General features: G+C 36.0%; 16 protein-coding genes. 6 read left to right on the top strand and 10 right to left on the bottom strand.

The window, feature by feature from the left end; all coding sequences use genetic code 11:
* Window positions 1-21: 21 nt before the first annotated feature.
* A complete protein-coding gene (locus tag BM084_RS02810; RefSeq protein WP_093302673.1) occupies window positions 22-2,325 on the top strand; it encodes a transglycosylase domain-containing protein in 2,304 nt (767 codons plus the stop codon).
* Between the two features lie 159 nt (window positions 2,326-2,484).
* On the opposite strand, the gene katE is transcribed toward BM084_RS02810, so the two are convergent.
* The gene (gene katE / locus BM084_RS02805) at window positions 2,485-4,635 is read right to left on the bottom strand and encodes a catalase HPII (RefSeq protein ID WP_093302670.1); all 2,151 of its coding nucleotides are present in this window, start codon (window positions 4,633-4,635) and stop codon (window positions 2,485-2,487) included.
* A 145-nt stretch (window positions 4,636-4,780) separates the two neighbouring features.
* Here katE and BM084_RS02800 point away from each other — a divergent pair, with 145 nt between their 5' ends.
* Window positions 4,781-5,260: a hypothetical protein gene (locus BM084_RS02800; RefSeq protein ID WP_093302668.1), complete on the top strand. Its 480-nt coding sequence runs from the start codon at window positions 4,781-4,783 to the stop codon at window positions 5,258-5,260.
* A 162-nt stretch (window positions 5,261-5,422) separates the two neighbouring features.
* On the opposite strand, the gene BM084_RS02795 is transcribed toward BM084_RS02800, so the two are convergent.
* Complete coding sequence (locus BM084_RS02795; RefSeq protein WP_075326828.1) at window positions 5,423-6,937, bottom strand: DEAD/DEAH box helicase; 1,515 nt, start codon at window positions 6,935-6,937, stop codon at window positions 5,423-5,425.
* Between the two features lie 158 nt (window positions 6,938-7,095).
* Here BM084_RS02795 and BM084_RS02790 point away from each other — a divergent pair, with 158 nt between their 5' ends.
* Both BM084_RS02790 and BM084_RS02785 read left to right on the top strand, forming a co-directional pair.
* On the top strand, window positions 7,096-7,794 hold the full coding sequence (locus tag BM084_RS02790; protein ID WP_093302665.1) for a Crp/Fnr family transcriptional regulator: 699 nt from the start codon (window positions 7,096-7,098) through the stop codon (window positions 7,792-7,794).
* Between the two features lie 120 nt (window positions 7,795-7,914).
* Window positions 7,915-8,481 (top strand): hypothetical protein, encoded by a 567-nt coding sequence (locus tag BM084_RS02785; protein WP_143083615.1) that lies wholly within the window; start codon window positions 7,915-7,917, stop codon window positions 8,479-8,481.
* 56 nt (window positions 8,482-8,537) lie between these two features.
* On the opposite strand, the gene cysM is transcribed toward BM084_RS02785, so the two are convergent.
* Window positions 8,538-9,422 (bottom strand): cysteine synthase CysM, encoded by an 885-nt coding sequence (gene cysM, locus BM084_RS02780; RefSeq protein ID WP_075326825.1) that lies wholly within the window; start codon window positions 9,420-9,422, stop codon window positions 8,538-8,540.
* Complete coding sequence (gene epsC, locus BM084_RS02775; RefSeq protein WP_093302663.1) at window positions 9,422-10,210, bottom strand: serine O-acetyltransferase EpsC; 789 nt, start codon at window positions 10,208-10,210, stop codon at window positions 9,422-9,424. The genes cysM and epsC overlap by 1 nt, the downstream gene beginning before the upstream one ends.
* Before the next feature lie 473 nt (window positions 10,211-10,683).
* Between epsC and BM084_RS02770 the strand changes: the two genes are divergently transcribed.
* A complete protein-coding gene (locus tag BM084_RS02770; protein ID WP_093302660.1) occupies window positions 10,684-11,898 on the top strand; it encodes an MFS transporter in 1,215 nt (404 codons plus the stop codon).
* Here the strand turns inward: BM084_RS02770 and BM084_RS02765 are convergent.
* The 3 genes from BM084_RS02765 to BM084_RS02755 all read right to left on the bottom strand — a co-directional run bounded on the left by BM084_RS02765 (window position 11,887) and on the right by BM084_RS02755 (window position 16,621).
* Window positions 11,887-13,740: a T9SS type B sorting domain-containing protein gene (locus tag BM084_RS02765; RefSeq protein WP_093302658.1), complete on the bottom strand. Its 1,854-nt coding sequence runs from the start codon at window positions 13,738-13,740 to the stop codon at window positions 11,887-11,889. The genes BM084_RS02770 and BM084_RS02765 overlap by 12 nt on opposite strands.
* 115 nt (window positions 13,741-13,855) lie before the next feature.
* On the bottom strand, window positions 13,856-14,377 hold the full coding sequence (locus BM084_RS02760) for a DUF6155 family protein (protein ID WP_093302655.1): 522 nt from the start codon (window positions 14,375-14,377) through the stop codon (window positions 13,856-13,858).
* The gene (locus BM084_RS02755) at window positions 14,378-16,621 is read right to left on the bottom strand and encodes an FUSC family protein (protein WP_245764324.1); all 2,244 of its coding nucleotides are present in this window, start codon (window positions 16,619-16,621) and stop codon (window positions 14,378-14,380) included.
* Between the two features lie 303 nt (window positions 16,622-16,924).
* On the opposite strand from BM084_RS02755, the gene BM084_RS02750 reads away from it, so the two are divergent.
* On the top strand, window positions 16,925-17,920 hold the full coding sequence (locus tag BM084_RS02750; protein WP_093302653.1) for an NADP-dependent oxidoreductase: 996 nt from the start codon (window positions 16,925-16,927) through the stop codon (window positions 17,918-17,920).
* Window positions 17,921-18,004: 84 nt separating this feature from the next.
* On the opposite strand, the gene BM084_RS02745 is transcribed toward BM084_RS02750, so the two are convergent.
* From BM084_RS02745 to arsB, 3 genes are all read right to left on the bottom strand, one after another.
* Window positions 18,005-18,751 (bottom strand): SDR family oxidoreductase, encoded by a 747-nt coding sequence (locus tag BM084_RS02745; RefSeq protein ID WP_093302752.1) that lies wholly within the window; start codon window positions 18,749-18,751, stop codon window positions 18,005-18,007.
* 144 nt (window positions 18,752-18,895) lie between these two features.
* Window positions 18,896-19,951, bottom strand: coding sequence for an ArsO family NAD(P)H-dependent flavin-containing monooxygenase (locus tag BM084_RS02740; RefSeq protein WP_093302650.1), 1,056 nt, complete (start codon window positions 19,949-19,951; stop codon window positions 18,896-18,898).
* Window positions 19,951-21,000: an ACR3 family arsenite efflux transporter gene (gene arsB, locus BM084_RS02735; protein WP_075326817.1), complete on the bottom strand. Its 1,050-nt coding sequence runs from the start codon at window positions 20,998-21,000 to the stop codon at window positions 19,951-19,953. Before arsB ends, BM084_RS02740 begins: the two co-directional genes overlap by 1 nt.
* Window positions 21,001-21,008: the final 8 nt, after the last annotated feature.

Here is a 21,008-nt window from a genome sequence, read left to right as displayed (position 1 = left end):
TTTGTATCAATTAAACCTCCTATGCTAAACAAGATTAAAAAATTTCCCAAAATAAAATGGGCTCTAATAATACTTCTAAGCCTTTTTGCTCTATTTTTTCTGTTTTTTGCAAGTATTTATTTTGGAGCCTGGGGCCAACTCCCCTCCTCTACCGAATTAAAAGAGCTTAAACAAAACAGGGCAACCGAAGTTCTTGCCAAAAACGGAGATCTTATTGGCAAATTTTATGTGTTTGATAGGCAACCTATCACCTATAAAGAACTCCCAACCCATTTAATAAATGCCCTTGTGGCTACCGAAGATGCACGGTTTTTTGAACATGATGGAATCGATAATCGAAGTTTATTACGTGTTGTTTTTAAATCAATTCTGCTTCAGGATGATTCGGCCGGCGGCGGGAGTACCATTAGTCTTCAATTAGCCAAAAATATCTACGGAAGAAAAGATTACGGTGCTTTAGGGATTGTGGTAAATAAATTCCAGGAGGCCATTATTGCCAAAAGACTGGAAGATATTTATTCAAAAGAAGAAATTATCAGGCTCTATTTTAATACCGTTCCTTTTAGTGACAACACTTTCGGAATTGAGAGTGCTTCTATGAAATTTTTTGGAAAGCATACTTCAGAAATAAATCTTGAAGAAGCTGCGGTTTTGGTAGGAACTTTAAAAGCTTCCCATTCGTATAATCCAAGGATTTTTCCTGAAAGAAGTCGGTTACGCCGGGACGTGGTTCTCGAACAAATGGGAAAATATGGATATTTAACTGAAGAAGAAGTACAGGAAGCCAAGCAACTCGAATTGGTATTAAATTATAAAAATTACAGTCACGATAAAGGGCTTGCGCCATATTTTAGGGAACAGGTTAGAAAAGATGTAAGTAAAATTCTGGATACGCTTAAAAATAAAGACGGAAAGAAATTCAATATTTACCGGGACGGTTTGAGTGTGCACACTACCCTGGATGTAAAAATGCAAACTTTAGCTGAAGAAGCCTTAAAAGGACATTTACAAAATTTACAAAAACAACACGAGGATGCCTGGGGAAGCGCAGCGCCATGGTTAACCAACCGTGAAATTGTAAACGATGCTTTAAAAAGAACTTCAGCCTGGAAAAATCTTGAGAAAGAAGGTCGTAGTGAGACTGAAATTATGGATGTTTTAACCCAGGAACATCCAACTGAATTATTCAGTTATGAAGGTACAGAAACCAAAAATATAAGTACACGAGATAGTGTTGCCCATTATCTCAAGTTCCTTAATGCGGGAATGTTGGTGGTAACCCCACAAACCGGGGCTGTACAGGCCTGGGTTGGCGGGGTAAATTTTGAACATTTTCAGTATGACCATGTTTCCCAAAGTAAGCGCCAGGTAGGCTCTACGTTTAAGCCTTTTGTGTACACCGCGGCTTTAGAAAACGGTATAGAACCCTGTGAATATTTTTCGGCCCGGGAGGTCACTTATGCAAAGGGATGGACCCCTTCAAACTCCGGTAGCGAAGAAGAAGATCCGCATATGAATTACAATTTAAAAGAAGCATTAAGTAAGTCTATGAATACCATTGCGGTTAAAGTGCTTATGGAAACTGGTATTGAAAATGTTGTGAACCAGGCTAAAGCAATGGGAATTAAATCAGATTTACCCCGAGTGCCCTCTATTGCACTGGGAACTGCCTCTTTAAATTTAACCGAATTAACCGAAGCTTACACTCCTTTTGCAAATAACGGAAAAACCAGCAAAGCTTTTTATATCACTAAAATAGAAGATGGCGAGGGCAATATTTTAGCCGAATTTAAACCTGAAATTTCTGATAACAGAAGTCTTTCTGAAACCAACAGGAAGATCATGATAGAAATGATGAAAGCCACGGTAAATGAAGGTACAGCAACCAGGTTAAGAACAACTTACGGATTAAGAAACGATATTGCTGGAAAAACGGGAACTACCCAAAATAACAAAGATGGTTGGTTTGTGGGAATAACCCCAAATCTTCTAGCCGTAACCTGGGTAGGAGCTGACGATCACAGAATTGGGTTTAGAAACACTTATATTGGGCAGGGTGCTAATTCGGCTTTACCGGTTTTTGCAAAATTAATGCAGAAAATGAATAACGACCCCGACTTTAATGATATTACACAGGCAAGATTTGCACCTCTTTCTGTTGAAATTAAAGAAATGATGAATTGCGATCCTGAAAAACGCGATGGTTTCTTTAAGCGACTTTTTGGAGGTGGTGATAAAGATGAAACCAAAAAACCAGAAAAAGAAGAAAAAAAGGAAAAAAAAGGCTTTTTTAAACGACTTTTTGGTGGAAAGGATAAGGATTAAAAAAGAGACTGTTTGAAAAGTCTAATTCCGTCAAGCTGAACTTGTTTCAGCTTATAATTTGTTTAAATTATAAAATCTTAGATTCTGAAATAAATTCAGAATGACGACTTATAAAACTTTTCAAACAGTCTCAATATTTATAACATATTTCAGAAAAAATTATGCAGGAATACTATCTTTTTCCTCTCTTTTCCAGAAACGGTGTTGTCCTATAGCTTTAATAAATTCTGATGATTTATCTTTTCCTACAATCACCCCATCTTCAGCAAGGTTTTTCTTATCCAGTTTATTCCAGAAATAAGTTTCTTCAATTAAACCGTTTTCCTGGGCTGTAGCAATTGGTTTACAATGCTTGTAACCTTCGTTTAAAAAATGAATTGCTTTCGGAATTTTTTTCAGTGCCATATGGGCTTTTTCACCAGCCGGAACATAAAAAGCGTCAAATACTACAGAAGCACTGGTTCTAAAAGCTTCATCTACTTTTAGTGATTTACCATCGGCGGTTTTAACTTCAGTAGAATTTGGCCCAAGAATTTTTACCATCGCCCCTTCTTTATCCAGGGCTTTCTTCATATCGTTAACCGATTTATCATCTACACCATCTGCGCATAAAAACGCTACTTTTCTGGTTGCAATATTTCCAAATCCATTGCGCATCATACTTAATGCAGGGTCTTTATCTAAAGACGGATTGCTCTTAGTAGGTTCATAACGTTCTGGATCAAAATCTGCAGGAACTCCATGATTTAATTGTGTTTTTTTCTTTGGTACAGGCATTCCCAAATTAGATGCAACTTCTTTTGCCAGTTCTTTACTTACCTCGTTTAATAAACCAAGTACTCTTTCCCTTACTTCTGCCACATCTACTTTTCCCAGTTCAAAACTGAAAGCATTAATAATGTGTTGCTGCTCAACTTCACTCTGGCTGTTAAAGAACAAAGTAGCCTGGCTAAAATGATCTTTAAAACTTTCGCTGCGTTCACGTACTTTTTTAGCATCAACTTTTTCAGGATAACTATCAAATCCGCCTTCTGCAATCTTGGCCTGGAATGGGCAGCCATTTCCTAAAGAATTTGGCTGGTAACTGGTTTGTCCTTTATTTATTTGCTGACGCATATGCCCATCACGCTGGTTGTTGTGCATTGGTGCAATTGGCCGGTTAATTGGGATTTCGTGAAAGTTTGGTCCTCCCAGTCGCTTCAGTTGGGTATCGGTATAAGAGAATAACCTACCCTGGAGTAGCGGATCATTAGTAAAGTCTATTCCGGGTACAATATGGCCGGGGTGGAAGGCTACCTGTTCGGTTTCTGCAAAAAAATTATCGGGATTCCTGTCTAGCACCATTTTACCAATTTTCTTTACCGGCACCATCTCTTCCGGAACTAGTTTTGTAGCATCTAGAAGATCAAAATCAAATTTATGCTCATCTTCTTCAGGAATTAATTGAACTCCTAACTCCCACTCTGGGAACTGGCCGTTTTCTATTGCTTCCCAAAGATCTCTTCTATGGAAATCGGGATCGTTTCCTGAAATTTTTTGTGCTTCGTCCCAGGCAACTCCGTGAGTTCCTAACAATGGTTTCCAGTGGAATTTTACAAAAGTTCCTTTTCCCTCTTTATTTACAAATCTAAAGGTATGAACGCCAAAACCTTCCATCATTCTTAAACTTCTTGGAATTGCCCTATCACTCATAGCCCACATAATCATATGCATAGACTCTGGCATTAGGGAAACAAAATCCCAAAACGTATCGTGTGCTGAAGCTGCCTGCGGAATTTCATTATGTGGTTCTGGCTTTACAGCGTGAATTAGATCTGGGAATTTTATAGCATCCTGGATAAAAAACACCGGGATATTATTTCCTACCAGGTCATAATTTCCTTCTTCGGTATAAAATTTAACTGAAAAACCGCGTACATCCCGGGCTAAATCGGTTGAACCTTTAAATCCAGCCACAGTAGAAAATCTTGTAAATACCGGGGTTTTCTTAGATGGATCCTGTAAAAAACCGGCTTTGGTATATTTCTCCATAGATTCGTATACCTGGAAATATCCATGGGCTCCAGATCCGCGAGCGTGTACTATTCTTTCTGGAATTCTTTCGTGGTCAAAATGGGTGATTTTTTCTCTTAAAATAAAATCTTCCAGCAAAGAAGCGCCCCGGTCTCCAGCTTTAAGAGAGTTTTGATTATCATTAATTCTAACGCCCTGGTTGGTGGTTAAAAACTGTTCCTGGCCATCTTCCCGATTTTTTTCCAGGTCTTCATGCTTCTTATTTTTGGAAGCTTTTTTCTTTCCGTCATCTTTCATAATTATAATTTTTTATTGGTTCCTTTAAAATTCATAAATAAATGGCTGTAATAAAATTTAGCGCTGTTAAATAAATCCTATAATTACTGATGTGCTTTTGAAGCAGGTAAATATTCCGCAATTTTGAATTTCAAGAAGGAAAAAAATGAAAGAAAATACTGCCAAATTCAGCAAACTGGATTACCAAATTAGCGAGTGGATGTATAAATATGGGAAACCCATTTTACGATTTTCACTGGCCATAAATTTTATTTGGTTTGGAGCTTTAAAAGTGGTTTGGGATAGCCCGGCGCAGGAACTTATTGCTGCTACTGTTTTTTGGTTTGATCCTGAATTTTTTATTCCTTTTTTAGGGGTTTGGGAGGTTTTAATAGGCGTATTTTTACTCTCTAAACGCACGCTAAGGCTGGCAATTGTTTTACTGGTATTACAAATGCCCGGAACATTTTTACCTTTTATTATTTTACCTGAAGTTTGCTTTGAAAATTTTCCATTTGTGCTAACTACCGAAGGCCAGTATATTATTAAAAACCTGGTGTTAATTAGCGCAGCTATAGTAGTTGGTGGCTCGGTTAGGGAAAGGGAATTTATTGAGCGGGATGTAAAATCTGCAGATACCGATTAATTCTATTTCTTCTTAAAGATTCTGAACCCGCCAGACGCCTAAGGCAGGTTCAGAAAAAAATCCCGCTTCGAAAATCTTCGCAACGAGATCTATTAGTTTGTATTTTGACTTCAACTAATATGGAGTATAATCAAGAAAAAACTTACTTGACGTAAAAACCACTTAAAATTCTTTATTAATGGCCATTCGCAATTTTCGGGAGTAATCTTCTTCCAACCAATCGCGGTAATTTTTAGTGCTCTTGCTTATACAATAAGAATATTGCTTAATGCGAGAACTAATATCATCTTTAAGCTCTTTTGCAAGGATTCTTGCATCAAAAACATCTTCAGAATTTTCTACGCACATTTTTACGTGCTGCTCCATAGACCATTCTAAGACTGCTTTAGATTTTAATCCTTTTTTAATCACTTTATCGTAAGCTTCTTCAACGTCAAAATCTACATCTTCGGTATTAGAAAATTGCTCCCTTATTTCGGGAGGCATTACGTATTTAAACTCACGCTCAATTTCTTCATCACTTAATAGATTTTCAAAATAGAAATCTGGAGCCCTAAAGATTTGTTTCCAGTCTACTGGAGAACTCCACTCTCCAAAACGAGCCAGGTTATTACCTAAATCTATCACATTGAATTCAGATTTTCCCGGTAAAACCCTGGAGCCACGACCAATCATTTGAAAATAAAGCGTTAGGGATTTTGTAGCCCGGTTCAATACAATGGTTTCTACCGTAGGTTCATCAAAACCGGTGGTAAGAATACTTACCGAAGTTACAATGGCATCAGGCGTGTGCTTAAACCATTTTAAAATATCTCTTCTATCCTGTTTACTGGTGGTATTATCTAAATGCCGAATAGGTAAACCTGCATTTCTAAAAGTCTCATAAACTTCAATAGAAGTATTAATACCATTATTAAAAATAAGGGTTTTCTTTCCCTTAGAGCGTTCGTAATAAGCTGTAAGCAGTTTTTCCTGCATGGAAATATTAGAATATAACTCTTCTGAAGATTTTACGGTATAATCTCCATTCATTCCCACTTTTAAACTGGTAAGTCCTACGTTATAGCTATAGGTATTTGCACGGGCCAAAAAGCCTTTTTCAATAAGTGAACCTATAGAATCTCCTACAATGAGTTCGCGGTAGTTATCCTTCATAGGTAATTTTATGTTAGAGCTTAGCGGCGTGGCCGTTACTCCAAGAATAAAACACTTCTCAAAAAATTTAAATAATTTCCGGAAAGAATTATAATGAGCCTCATCTATAATTACAAGCCCAATATCTTTAATTTCCAGCTTTTCATCGTGCAAGCGGTTATTTAAGGTTTCTACCATAGCCACAAAACACATATAGTCTTCCTGATCTGGTAATTCTTTAACCTTGGAATTTATAATTTTATTACGCACGCCAAACCCATCTAACATATTGGAGGTTTGCTTACACAATTCTATTCTATGAGTTAGAATAAGTACTTTCTTTTCGGTACGTTGTATATATTCACGCACCATTTGTGAAAAAATAACCGTTTTACCACCACCTGTAGGTAATTGGTAAAGCAGGTTATAATGTTCAGGATGCTTATCTATCACATTAAAGATCTTGTCTATATCTTTTTGTTGATAGTCATAAAGTTCCTTGTCAACTTTTTTGTCTTCTATTCCAAAGGTTTCCACCGCCATAATTTTTTTTCAGATCTGCAAGTTTGCAAAAATAGCTGATTTCTTAGGTTTAAAGAAATATTTACGACAGAAATACAATTTAATAATTAGGAAATGAGTAATTTTAGAATTCATTTTTTGTTCCCTCCCGAAGGTTTTATAAATCAAAACAATTGATTATGAATCAAAAAGGAAAGGGAAATGCGTTGGGATTAAAAACCATTGAAAACAGTATTCTTTTCAAAGATTTTGATAAAGAATCTTTACTATTGATTGCTTCCCAGTTTATTATAGAAAAATGGCCAGCTCATACCTGCAGTAGCTGTTATCAATTAAGACATAAATTTCATATTATAATTTCGGGCCGTTTAAAAGTTTTTAAAACAGACAAAAGGACTGGACGGGAATTTACTTTGTTTTTACTTAGAAAAAATGACTTCTTTGATGTTATAACTTTAATTGAAGATTGCTCTCACAAATTATATTATGAGTCTTTAGAAGATGTAAAAATGTTATCTACACCTATATTAATTGTACGCCGGTGGTTAATTAAATATCCTATATTAAACCAAAGACTGCTCCCTTATTTAGGAAAACAACTTTTAAATATAGAAGAGTATGCCGTTAATCACACTCTTCTAGAAATTCCCGCTCGACTAGCCAGTCTAATTTTAAAGAATATAAATCAGGAATCAAAAAAGCTGGAATTTATTAATGACCTGTCTAATGAAGAAATTGCCAATTTAATAGGATCTACCCGCGCTGTAGTAAACAGGCACTTCCAGGAATTTAAGCATGAAGGAATATTGAAATTAGGGAGAAAAAAGATGGAAGTTATAAATTTAACCCTACTTATAAAGAAAGCGACCAACCAGTAAAAATTTATTCAATTAAATTTTGTTAAATATTATATTAGTGATACTTAAGTAGTTTTACTTCAAGTAATACTCGATTAATTTTAGAGAACAATTATTTATTAATCTCTAAATTAAATTATTATGAGAAAGTTAATCTTAAGCTTACTTTGTATTGCCTTTTTAGGGATGGCATATTCACAGAATGTAATTAAGCTAGACGAATTGAAAATGGACTTAAATCCAAAATCCCTTGAAATTGAAGAATCTTCCAATTCATTAACCTATAATGTGAGTGAAGATTATGTAGGCCAATTTCATTCCAACCCAATGAAATATGCCAGGCAAAATTTTAGCATTATGGACTTTATTACTGCCAACCGCGATAAAGAATACGATACATATCAGGTTACTTTTATCACCAATAAAGGGAATTTAAAAGTTATTTATAATAACCTGGGAGAAATTATTTCCAGTAGCCAAAAATTTATCGATATAAATTTACCTTATAATTCTTTGATAAGTGTTCTAAAAGCTAACAAGGGTTATAGCATTGTTGGCACAAAACATTTAGCATTTTCCAGGGCTGGAGGAGAAATTAATAAGGAGTTTTACAAGGTGAAGCTTGAAAATGGTAAGAAAAGTAAAACTGTAAAAATGAATATTAACAGAGACGCATCAGGCGTGGCAGTGGCAACAATTGTTGAATAACCCAATTTTTAATTTATACTCCGGAAATTAAACCATTCAACTTCCGGAGTAATTTTTTATTCAAAAATATTTGAAGACAAATACCGGTCTCCCCTATCGCAAATTATACTTACTACAATCCCTTCTTCCAACTCATTGCATAATCTAATTGCTGCAGCTGCAGCACCTCCACTGCTCATTCCGGCAAAAATTCCTTCTTCAACAGCGAGTTTTTTAGTCATTGTCACGGCCTCATCTTCACTTACTTCCAAAATTCGATCAACTCTCTCTGGTTTAAAAATTTTGGGTAAATAAGCTTCTGGCCATTTTCTAATTCCTGGAATACGGGAATCGTCCGTGGGTTGAACTCCAACAATTTGAATGTCTTTGTTTTTTTCTTTTAGATAAGTAGATGTTCCCATTATGGTACCCGTGGTTCCCATTGAGGATACGAAGTGGGTGATTTTATGTTTGGTATCGTTCCAAATTTCAGGTCCTGTAGTATTATAATGCGCCTGCCAGTTATCGTTATTACTAAACTGGTTAATCATAAAATAATCGCCACCAGCCATTTTTTCTTCGGCATAATCGCGCGCTCCTTCAATACCACCATCTGCATCAGTAAGCGTAACTTTTGCTCCATAAGCACGCATAGTTTGTACTCTTTCTATAGTAGAATTTTCTGGCATTACCAGTTCTATATCCAGTTTAAATAATCCGGCTATCATTGCCAGAGCAATTCCTGTATTACCACTAGTGGCTTCAATGAGTTTGGTTTCTTTCGTAATATCTCCCCTGTCTAATGCGCTTTTAATCATATTATAAGCGGCCCTATCTTTTACGCTTCCGCCGGGATTTTGACCTTCCAATTTAAAATATAGCTTAACCTTAGGATTTTTAATAAGCGTTTGCGCTTTTACGAGAGGCGTATTTCCTATTAGGTCTAATATAGAATCGTTCATTATTTACTCGTCTTTTTAATATTAATTTGAGGTGTATGGGAAACCATAGAATTTTTAGGTACCGAAGCGGTTAACCAAACATTTCCTCCAATAATACTATTGGCACCAATTACCGTTTCCCCACCAAGAATAGTAGCATTGGCATAAATAGTAACATTCTTTTCTATGGTGGGATGCCTTTTTATATCTTTTAGGTTACGGTCTACAAAAAGGGCGCCCAGGGTAACTCCCTGGTAAATTTTCACATTATCTTCTATTACTGCGGTTTCCCCAATCACCACTCCTGTAGCGTGGTCTATAAAAAATGGAGTTCCTATTTTCGCCCCAGGATTAATATCGGTTCCCGTAAGTCCATGGGCACATTCTGTCATTAAACGTGGAACCAAAGGAAGTCCGAATTTATAGAACTCGTGGCTAAAACGATAAATAGCAATAGCGAAAAAGCCGGGGTAAGATAAAATTACCTCTTCCAGCGAGTTTGCAGCGGGATCGTTTTCTGAAATAGCACGAGCATCTTTATTGAGTTTCTCAAGAATTCCCGGTAATCTGTCTAAATATTCCTGCCAAATATCCCGGCAGGGAGTTTTCGGTTCCCAGCAAACAAGATCTGCCAATTCTTCAAAATCTTTCCCCAGTTTTATAATATTCTCTTCTACCGGTGTTTCTTCATCAAACAACGTGTAAAAGAGGTTATTTGTAAAAGCCTCTGTTTTCTCTTTTATACTGAATTTTAAATTCGGTAGTTTCTTTTGTGCTTTTATCTGCTCTATAACCTCATTCTGGCTCATTTAAAACTATAATTTTAGAATGATAATCTTTGATTTATTCAAATGTAAACAATAGCCAGTCAAATTACATTTAAATTGCTATAAATGCTTTCAATAAGCCTATTTAATTTTTGAAATATTAAAGATTCAAGTTAATATTCTGCTAGTTAATATTTTCATAATTAACTATTAACCAGTTTATTATAAGTATATCTTTATTCTATTAATCAATAAATATAAATAAAATGGCACAGCAAGCAAATCACAAAAAGGACGATGCAAAGAAGGAGCCTAAAAAATCACAGGCAGCACCAAAAAAGCAACCAGCCAGAGAAGGAAAGCCTAAAAAATAATTTAGGTTTATTCAAAAAATCGAAATCCAGGCCACCTCAAAAGGGTGGCTTTTATATTTCAAGGAATTAAAACACATACTTTTCTCTATTGTTCGCCTGTAGTCTTAACTTTGCAACTTTTAAAAATTGAAATAGAACAGTTTGAAAGATTATTTCTACTTTTTACGAGAAAATTATAGAAAAGTCAGTTTTGGCTGGCTACTTACATTTCTATCCAGTTTTGGGCAAACTTTCCTAATTTCATTATATGTTCCAGAAATTGTAAAAGCTTTTTCAATAACCGAAGGTACTTTTGGAGCCATTTACGCCGGGTGTACGGTAGCGGCTTCCATAATAATGCTTAGCGTGGGGCATACCGTAGACCATAAACCGGTGAAAAAAGTAACCGCGTTCACCGTGTTAAGTCTTGGACTTTCCAGTATCTTGCTGGGGCTTTCTTATCATATCGCTATACTTTTTGTTGCTTTAATAGGCTTAAGACTATGTGGGCAGGGATTGATGAGCCATATTAGTATGACTATAATTTCCAAATATTTTGATAAAAACCGCGGAAAAGCACTTAGTATTTCTTCCCTGGGATATTCTATGGGAGAAGCCATTTTTCCTATTATTATTACTTCAATAATTGCGTTTTTTGATTGGCGAATGGCAGCTATTATTAGTGGTATTGCCCTCCTACTCTATTTAATACGCTTAAAATTCACAAACCTAATAGCGTTTGATAAGCAACTTTCTACCGAAGGAAAACCTTCTACCTGGTTGCTTTTAAAAGATTATAAAAGCGTGGTTTCCGATAAACGCTTTGGGATTATGATGCCTGCCAGTTTTATTTTAGGTTTTACCAACACTGCTATTTTCTTTTATCAATATGTATTTGTAGAAGATAAAGGCTGGTCTCCGCAACTTTATGCAACATTTTTTACGGTTTATGCTATTTCCAGATTTATATTTTCCCTGGTTGGTGGCACATGGGTGGATAAATTTACCGCGAAAAAAATGTTTAGAATATATCTTATTCCAATGACTTTAGGTCTTATTCCTTTTGCTTTAATGGATAGTATTATTGGTGCACTTTTATTCCTCATTACTGCCGGTATTACCGGCGGGATGGCGGGAACGGTTAAAACATCCTTAATTGCTGAAATTTACGGAACCGAAAAAATGGGAGCCATTCGAAGTGTTTTTACGATGTTTATGGTTATTAGTACCGCTTTAGGCCCATTATTAGTTGGATTTATGATTGATGGTGGTTTTGATTTTAGCACCATTATCCTGGTAATATTTGCGGCAATGCTTTTAATAAGCATTAACTCACAACGAATAAAAAATATTAGTAAAAAAGCTTCACCGCTTTAAACTAAAAGAACCTTTAAGGGTTTTAAAGCCTTCAATTTTAATATGATACCAGTAATCGTCTGACGGAAGGGAACGCCCGTCTAGAGTGCCATTCCAGTTAAAATCTTTACCATCATCTGCTTTTATTAACTTCCCGTAGCGATCAAAAATTCTTATTTCTGAAGAAGGAAAATATTCGAGTCCGTTAATGCTGAAATCATCATTATATCCATCTGCATTTGGGGTAATAAATTTTGGGATCACAATATGCGGAAATTCCTGGATTACGGTATTACACGACGAAAGATCGCGCATATAAATGGTATAAATTCCGCCGGGAACCAACGTAAAAATATTTGAGGATTGAAAATTTGTACCATCTATAGAATATTCAAAATCACCCTCATTCGCGGGGGTTACTACTATATTTTCTTCCTCTGAAGTTACCGATTCAATTTCGGCAATATCAACCTGGTTAATTTCAAAGTTTTTAGTGGTAGAGCAGCCTTCAGCCGTGGTAAGAACCACGCTATAACTCCCTGCAGCATTTATTTCTATTTGTTCAGAATTCTCTCCTGTAGACCATTGATAGGAAAGCCCCGGTAAACCGGCGTCCAGGATTAAATTGGCCCCATCACAAAGTTGCAGAACTTCATCTTCAACCTGTGGAGTTTCATTTATAGTAAATTCTATCGCTGTTTTAGCACTCGGGGTACATTCTAAACCTTCATTTAAAGCTTCAACATAATAAGTACCGGGTGATTCGGGTAGATAAGAGGTGGTATTTTGCACCAGTAAATTATTATTTTCATCATACCAGTTCGCCACTTCATTTTCTTCAATTGTAACACTTAAAGTTGGAATTTCTTCATCACTGCAAATACTCACATCACCATCGCTTTGTGGTGACGCAGGAGTTTTTAAAATATTTACAGTAAAAATTTCTGAAACAGAACTGCAAAGATTAGCGCTTAAATTAACGGGATCTTCGGCTACTTTCACCCTATAATACCGGGAAGTATTTAAGGCGGGAGTGTTATAGATTTCATCATTTTCACCGGGAATATTTATCCAGGTTTGATTATCGCTACTTTCCTGCCACTGGTAGGCGTGAGTATTATACACCGAATAATCTGGAGTTGCTTCCAGCCTAAGGGTTATAGGGGCTTCTTCAGCACAAATATCTATTCGGTTTTCATCATTTTCAGCAGTAACCGTAGTAAGATCACCGCAAGATCTAAAAATTATATCGTCTATAGCAAGATCATTTCCGCAGCCTCCATCACCATTATTGAACATTTTTAGAATTACAGAATCCTGACCTGCTTCGGTTTGAAAAGTAAGTGCATATTGCTCCCATTCCGGACTGCTTTGTGAGGGAATATTTCCTGTATTTCCTTCTTTTAATAAGTTAGCATCGTTCTCATCCCAAATTTCAAAACGTACATTTATAGGAATTCCACCATCTGGACATACCGTACTGGAACGATTGTAAATATTAATTAAATAGGCAGAAAACTCATAGGTAGTATTTTCGCAAAGTCCGTTAATTTCTGTCCTGTAAAATCTGCCAGAACTAAAAGAAGCATTTACAATTAAGGCATCTCGATTTGAAATGGTGCCGTTGGGTAAACTTGAATGCCAGGAAGTGATTACCCTTCCTATTTGGCTGGAAAGTGTATATTGTCCATCTTGTGGATCCTGGTTTACATAAGTATAATTAGTAGTGCCGGCAGGTAATTGCGAGGCGGTTTCAAAATCTTCATAAAAAATAGGGTCACCCTTGCTCCCTTCACAAAAGCCTAACTGGGCAAAACCTGAAGTGCAGATTATAAGAAAACAAAAAAGAAAGAAAACTTTCATTAATTATAAGGTCAATCCCATAGCAAAAAACATCTCTGGCTTAAATCCATTTCCGGTAGTATGCCAATAATAGATTCCAGCATCATGCTGGTTTCATTTTCTCAAATGTACACAATTACGGCGCGTCTTGAAATTGCATTTCAACTTTTTCGAATTTGTAAGCATTTGGCCAGCTTTGATTTTCAGATTCCGCAGCTATTTTTAAAATTCTATTTTTAAAATCGGGAAGTACGCCTTTTTTCAAAATAAACTTCACCGCTTCTTCAAAAGATTTGAAGATACTTTTACAAAATGCTTCTTTTAAATTGCTTTTTTCTTCAGCAAAAGTTTGGGCAATTTCAATATTAAAAAGCATTAAATCTGCCGTTAAATGGGGTTCTACCCCAAGTTGTTGAAAATGTTTAATTTCCTTTTGGGCAATAGATCTACGGGCTTTTGGTTTACGCCTGGTTTCAGGAAAATATTCTTTAGAAATCTTTAATTTGGCCTTCCGCATTAATTCTTCTTCCCGCGGATTAAACACAAAATCGTAAAAAACCTTTACCGGTATAAAACGTTCGTAGAGATTTACAATTTGCTCTTCCAGCTGCTCCTTATCTAATTCCTGAAGGTATTTTTTTAATTGGCGTTTACTCATTTAGCTGAAGTTTGTTTTCGCTATGGTCTTTTGAAGGTTTTCTGAAATTTCTAATAACCATTGTACCTGGCTACTTACTAATTGAGCTTCCTGCAACCTTAATTGTACATCTTTTTGGTCTTTTACGGGATCTTCCTTTAACTGATTTTCCCTTTCTACCAATAATTCTTTATAGGTTTTTAATAAAGCTGAAGCCGCTTTTTCTGTGCGGGCAGTGTCAAAACCTTTTAATGTTTCTTCCTCTTCTAATCCTTTTATAGCATTTTCTAAATTAGTACAAATGTGAGACACAAAAACTTCAAAATTCTTAGAAGCTGCCGTAGTTTTATGATTTTGAATAAAAGTTCCCAGCGAAGCCAAAGCCGAAAGAAAAGTTTGATTTAAACCTACAATTTTATAAAGCTGGCTTAATTCTTTCTGTTTGTATTTAGGTTCCTGGGTCATACGTTGAAAGGAAGCACTTAAATTACCCATTTCTAAAAATGCTTTTTTCCTTGAAAGTTTATAAGAGGTTGGCAAAGTTCCTTTTATATGATAAAAACTATCAATTTCTTGCAGGTAATTTTTGTTGGCACCAATACTTTCTTTAACCACATTTTTAATATGTTGTGACTCCCAGGCCGGCCATAAAATAAAATTCCCAAGGGCAGCAAGGCCCGCTCCCAATACGGTATCTATAACCCTAAACTGAATCACATTAAAAACATCTGGTTTTAAAAGCGAATAAATAAAAACAATACTCAAAGTTATAAAAACAGCTGCTGTACGGTAGTTGCGTTGAATTAGAGAAAAAGCAAGAGTAAGGGAAAACAGTCCTAAAATTCCATAAACTACCTGGTTTTTTGTTATAAAAACAATTCCCAATGCGATTACCGCACCAATTAAAGTGCCCACTATTCGCTGTTTAGAACGGTCTTTGGTAAGTCCGTAATTGGGTCGCATAATTACCACAATAGTGAGAATTATCCAGTAAGCATTTTCAAAAGAAAAATATAATCCTATGCTGAATCCTACTAAAATTACAATAGCCAGCCTTAAGGAATGCTTAAAAATTGGAGAACCAAAATTGAAGTTTTCAACAAGCATTTTAGGGTCGTAATCTTGTGGAGTAATAAATTGGGAAACTTCTTTATTTTTCAGCAAAACCGGTTCCCGGGTATCTAAATTATGTAAAACCCTAACTATGGTATTTATTTTTTGACCCTGCTTTTCTAAATAATCGAATAAATTTTGAAGTAGAAATGTTTTCTCATTATTTTCTGAAGAAATAAGCATCCGAACTTCCTGGAAATTTTCTTCTACAGCCTTTAAATATTGCCTAATTTCTTTTGTAGAAGATTTCTTTTTCTTCTCTATAACCACCGAAATTTCATCAAGCTGAAAAGCAATTTTTTTTATCAATTTTTTAAAACGCTCCAACAATTCGCGATCTTCCTGTAAAACTTCGTCCATTTTACTGTAATCTACAGGATTGGCCATTGCCAGCTCTAAAATATCTACTAATTCAATAAAAATTAATAAACGTTTTCGGGCATAATTTGAATTCCCCGAGGCACGCCTGGCGTTTATAAGAATATTGCGTAAACTTTCGTGCTTTTCGTTAAGATCGGTTTGAAGAATAAATAATTCCTTCTGAAGTTTTTCTCTTTTAGCGGTTTCAGTAAGTAAATGCGCCCTTGTTTTTAAGTATTTGGCGGTAAGTTCAAGACATTCGGCTAAAAGCTGTTCGGTATGGTGTTTAGGGTTTAAAAAATTCCAGATATTACTTAAAACCAAATACCATAAACCACCTCCAACAATAAGTAAACCGCGTTCCCAGGGTAGAATTTCAGTAGAAATATTTGCAAAACTTAGTACAATGGCAAACAAACCGGCAAAAACAACCAGCGATGCTCTAAAACCGTAAACCGCGAGATAGGCAATACCAAACATTAATATTCCTAAAAGTGGTAAAACCAGCCATAGATAAGCTGAAGCATAGCCCATAATTATAGAAACAATACCGGCCAGCATAGCTGCAAGAATCACCCCTATATTCCTGTGTCTAAAACTGCCCGGAATATCACTGGGAGAACTTAATAAAGCGCCCATTGCGAGAACAACTCCAATTTCAAAATTCCCCAACCAAATAAAAATCCCCACAGGTGAACCTATAGCAAAAGTGAGTACCATTGCCTTAGAGAAATCGGTGCTTCTAATATATTTCAGGAATTCCTGCCAGTAAGTAAGTATAATGTTGGGCAAATCTTATGCGTTTATCGAAGCAAAGTTACGGTGTATTATAGAGTATCAACCAATAGTTTAAGAAATGATAACATTTGAAACATAAATTAGATTACGGTGCATCTTGCTACGAACTTATTCTTTTCGGTTTAATCCATTTCTGTTTATCAGAAGTAATCAGCTTAAAAAATGATTTTAAGTTTAAATTAATAATTGTGAGTTGCAGGGTTCTATTCTTAGCAGTAATTTGAACGAAAGCTGAATTTTTCTGGCCGTGATATAATGAAGAAAATTTCAGTATTAAAATAATTAAATAGTTTAGAAATGAATAAGAGTATACTTTTAAAGAACCGCCCAAAGGGAAAACCTTCCTTATCGGATTTTGAAATTACCGAAATTGAAAAGCCTTCCCCAAAAGATGGAGAGATTTTGCTGCAAACCAAATACATTTCAGTAGATCCTTATTTACGCGGAAGAATGCGCGATGAAGAATCCTATATTCCCCCTTTTGAATTAAACAAACCCATAGAATCTATGTTGGTTGCTGAAGTTATAGAAAGCAAAAACAAGGATTTTAAAACTGGAGATGTTGTTAGCGGAATGTTGAAATGGGAACTTTATCAAATTCATACGGGTGAGAATTTGAACAAGATTGATACCAACCTGGCCAAACCAAGTGCCTACCTGGGCATTTTAGGATTAACCGGGCTAACCGCTCATTTAGCGTTGAAACATATTGGAAAGCCTGAAAAAGGAGAAACCCTCGTGGTTTCTGGCGCTGCCGGTGCGGTTGGAAGTGTAGCCGGACAAATTGGAAAAATTAAAGGCTGCAGAGTTGTTGGAATTGCAGGAAGTGATGAAAAGATTGATCATATAAAGAAGAAATTCGGCTACGATGAAGGAATCAACTATAAAACCACTGAAAATATGCAAAAAGCCATTGAGAAAAATTGTCCCGATGGCGTAGATGTTTATTTCGATAATGTAGGTGGTGGAACCCTGGACGCAGTTATGATGAATATTAACCGCTTTGCCCGAATTATTAATTGTGGTGCGATTTCTATTTATAACGAAAAAGGTATGCCAACCGGCTCAAGACTTGAAGGAATTATGATTAAAAAAAGTGCTTTAATGCAAGGCTTTTTAGTGCGTAATCATTTTGAAGAATTTGAAAGTTCTATTAAAGAATTAGCAGGATGGTTAAATGAAGAAAAGCTTAAATACGATGAAACTATTGTAAAAGGTTTTGATGAAACGCCGCAGGCATTTCTAGATCTTTTTGAAGGAAAAAACACCGGAAAAATGGTAGTTGAAATTTAAGAAACAACCTTTAAATATTAGGCATAAAAAAAGCGTATTTGGAAAATTCCAAACACGCTTTTTTTAATTAATAAGGAACCTAATCTATTGCTCCTGATCTGTTGGCATGATATATACATCATTAATGTTAGCTCTTTTCGGCTGACTTAATGAATAATAGATTGCTTCAGCAATATCTTCTGCTTGCAATGGAGTTAATTCTTTAAACATTGGCTCCATATCTTTCTTGATCTCATCATCTGTAATGGTATCTGTTAGTTCTGTAGATACAAATCCTGGATCTATAGAAGTTACATTTATTCCGTAATGAGGAGCTAATTCTGCTCTAAGTCCTTCAGTGAACATTTTTACCGCTGCTTTAGTAGCACAATAAACAGCTCCACCTGGATAATATTTGTGTGCTGCACTAGAAGATATGTTAACTATATTTCCGCTTTTTTGCTCCATCATTGTTGGTAGCACTGCAGAAACACCATTAGTTACTCCTTTTATATTTACATCTATCATCTTATCCCACTCATCGGTATGTAGATTCTTAACGTAAGAAAGTGGCATTAAACCAGCATTATTTATAATTCCATCAATGCTTCCAAATTCTTCTAAAGTTGAGGAAACAACTTTTTTAAAATCTTCTTTCTTAGTAACATCAGCAGGAACAACTAAAGCCAATCCACCATTTTTTACGATCTCATCTTTTAAAGAATTCAATCTATCTTCACGGCGTGCACTTAATACTACATTAGCGCCTTCCTGGGATAATTTTTTTGCGGTAGCTTCTCCAATTCCACTAGAAGCTCCAGTTATAATTATAGTTTTTCCTTTAATACTCATATCTAATTTTTTTTTTGGTTTCACTCAAAATTAGCGCAGAGTATAGTAACTAACCAGCAATTTTAGATTTTTAGTATGGGTTTAACGGCATAGCCTAACATGCATCAATATTAGAGGATAAAAGCTCTTAAAAAATTGGGAAACTTAGTCTTTTAGATATTCGGAGACTTCTTGTATGGTAGCGCGTGCGCTTCGGCCCACCCCTATTAGAGTAGCAGAAGCATATCCTGTCCAGCCACCATACCCCACTAACCAAAGTCCGTTAGTGTTTTTCGCTCTGGTTCCTTCGGTTATTATTTTTCCATTAGCATCGGTATCCACTATATTGTTTAAATGATCTGTAGCATAATGAAAACCTGTACACCAAATTATAAGGTCAAAATCTTCTTTAGTTCCATCTTCCCAAATTACGCCATTCTCGGTAAACTCGGTGAAACTCCCTTTGGTTTTAAGTACGCCCCTTTCCCGGGCTTCCTTAACTGTGGGCACCATAAGGATATTACCAAGGTTATAAGCTGCGGGATCAAATTTCTTTCCTTCTTTTTCGGCTTTATATTTTGCAGTGGCCACATTAAAAAGTACTCTGCCATCTACATCGTCTGGCAAATATTCGGGATCTTTTAAAGTTGCCCAACTGGTATTCGTTACTTTAGAAACTTCGGCTAAAATTTGTGCTCCGGAATTTCCTTCCCCAACAATAAGCACCTTCTTATTCTCAAGCTTATCGGTATTTTTATATTGAGCTGAATGAATTTGTTTTCCGCGGAAAATATCTATTCCTTTTACTTTCGGAATAAATGGCGCTTTCCAGGTTCCGGTTGCTGAAATTACTGTTTTTGCTGAAAAATCTCCTGCTGAAGTTTTAAGCTTAAAAACACCTGATTCTTTTTCTACATTTTCAACTTTTACCGGACGCTTCACCGGAAAATCATAACGTTCTTCGTACTTGCACAAATAATTAATTACGTGATCCTTGGGCGGAAATCCATCCTCGTTCTTAGGCATTAACCAACCGGGAAGCGAAGACTGATCTGCCGGAGAAAAAAGCCGCAAAGAATCCCAGGTTTTTTGCCAGGCACCACCACAGTTTTCCTGCTCATCAAGTATTAAATAATTCAGTTTTGTTCGTCTTAAATAATAAGCACAGGCGAGTCCGCTTTGGCCGCCTCCAATTATTATAACGTCGTAAACTTCAGCCATTATGCTAATTTTTCTTTAGGATAATATTTCTGTTTCAACCAAAACGCTACACTTACTAAACCAATTAAAACCGGAACTTCAACCAAAGGCCCAATGACTCCTGCAAAAGCCTGGCCGCTATCAATTCCGAAGACAGCAATTGCTACGGCTATGGCAAGTTCAAAATTATTCCCGGTTGCGGTAAATGAAATAGAGGCATTCTGCTTATAACCTGCACCGAAATATTTAGAGACAAAAAAGCTTATAAAAAACATCAGAATAAAATAAACTACCAGCGGAATAGCAATTAAAACAATATCTACCGGGATCTCCACGATGGTTTCACCTTTTAGGCTAAACATCACTAAAATTGTGAACAAAAGCGCAATAAGCGTTAGCGGTGAGATTGCCGGAAGAAATTTTTCTTTATACCAGGCTTCGCTTTTGGCTCTAACTAAAATAACCCGACTTAAATAGCCCGCCAGGAATGGAATACCGAGATAAATAGCAACGCTTTTAGCAATTGTACCAATAGAAATGTCTACAATAGCGCCTTCAAACCCAAAATATGGCGGTAAAACGGTGATAAAAATCCAGGCATAAAAACTATAGAAAAACACCTGAAAAATGCTGTTTAAAGCAACCAAACCAGCACCATATTCGCTGCTTCCTTCCGCGAGATCGTTCCATACTAAAACCATAGCGATACAACGGGCAAGGCCGATTAGAATAAGTCCAACCATATATTCGGGATGATCCTGGAGAAAAATTATGGCGAGAAAGAACATTAAAATGGGGCCTATAATCCAGTTTAGTAATAAGGAGACACTAAGAATTTTTACATTTTTAAAAATCTTAGGTAAATATTTATAATTCACCTTGGCTAAAGGCGGATACATCATTAAAATTAAACCTATGGCAATAGGGATATTTGTTGATCCAACGCTATAGGAATCTATAATCCCGGCACTTTGTGGCATATAATAGCCAATGGCTACCCCTATAAACATTGACAGGAAAATCCATACTGTAAGATATTTATCGAGGAAATTCATCTTTTTTCGAGCCATAACAAAAA

Source organism: Salegentibacter agarivorans, assembly GCF_900113135.1.
In the GTDB taxonomy this organism is placed as follows: Bacteria; Bacteroidota; Bacteroidia; order Flavobacteriales; family Flavobacteriaceae; genus Salegentibacter; species Salegentibacter agarivorans.
Note: the sequence above shows the minus strand (reverse complement) of the source record. Positions and strands in the feature narration are given on the sequence as shown.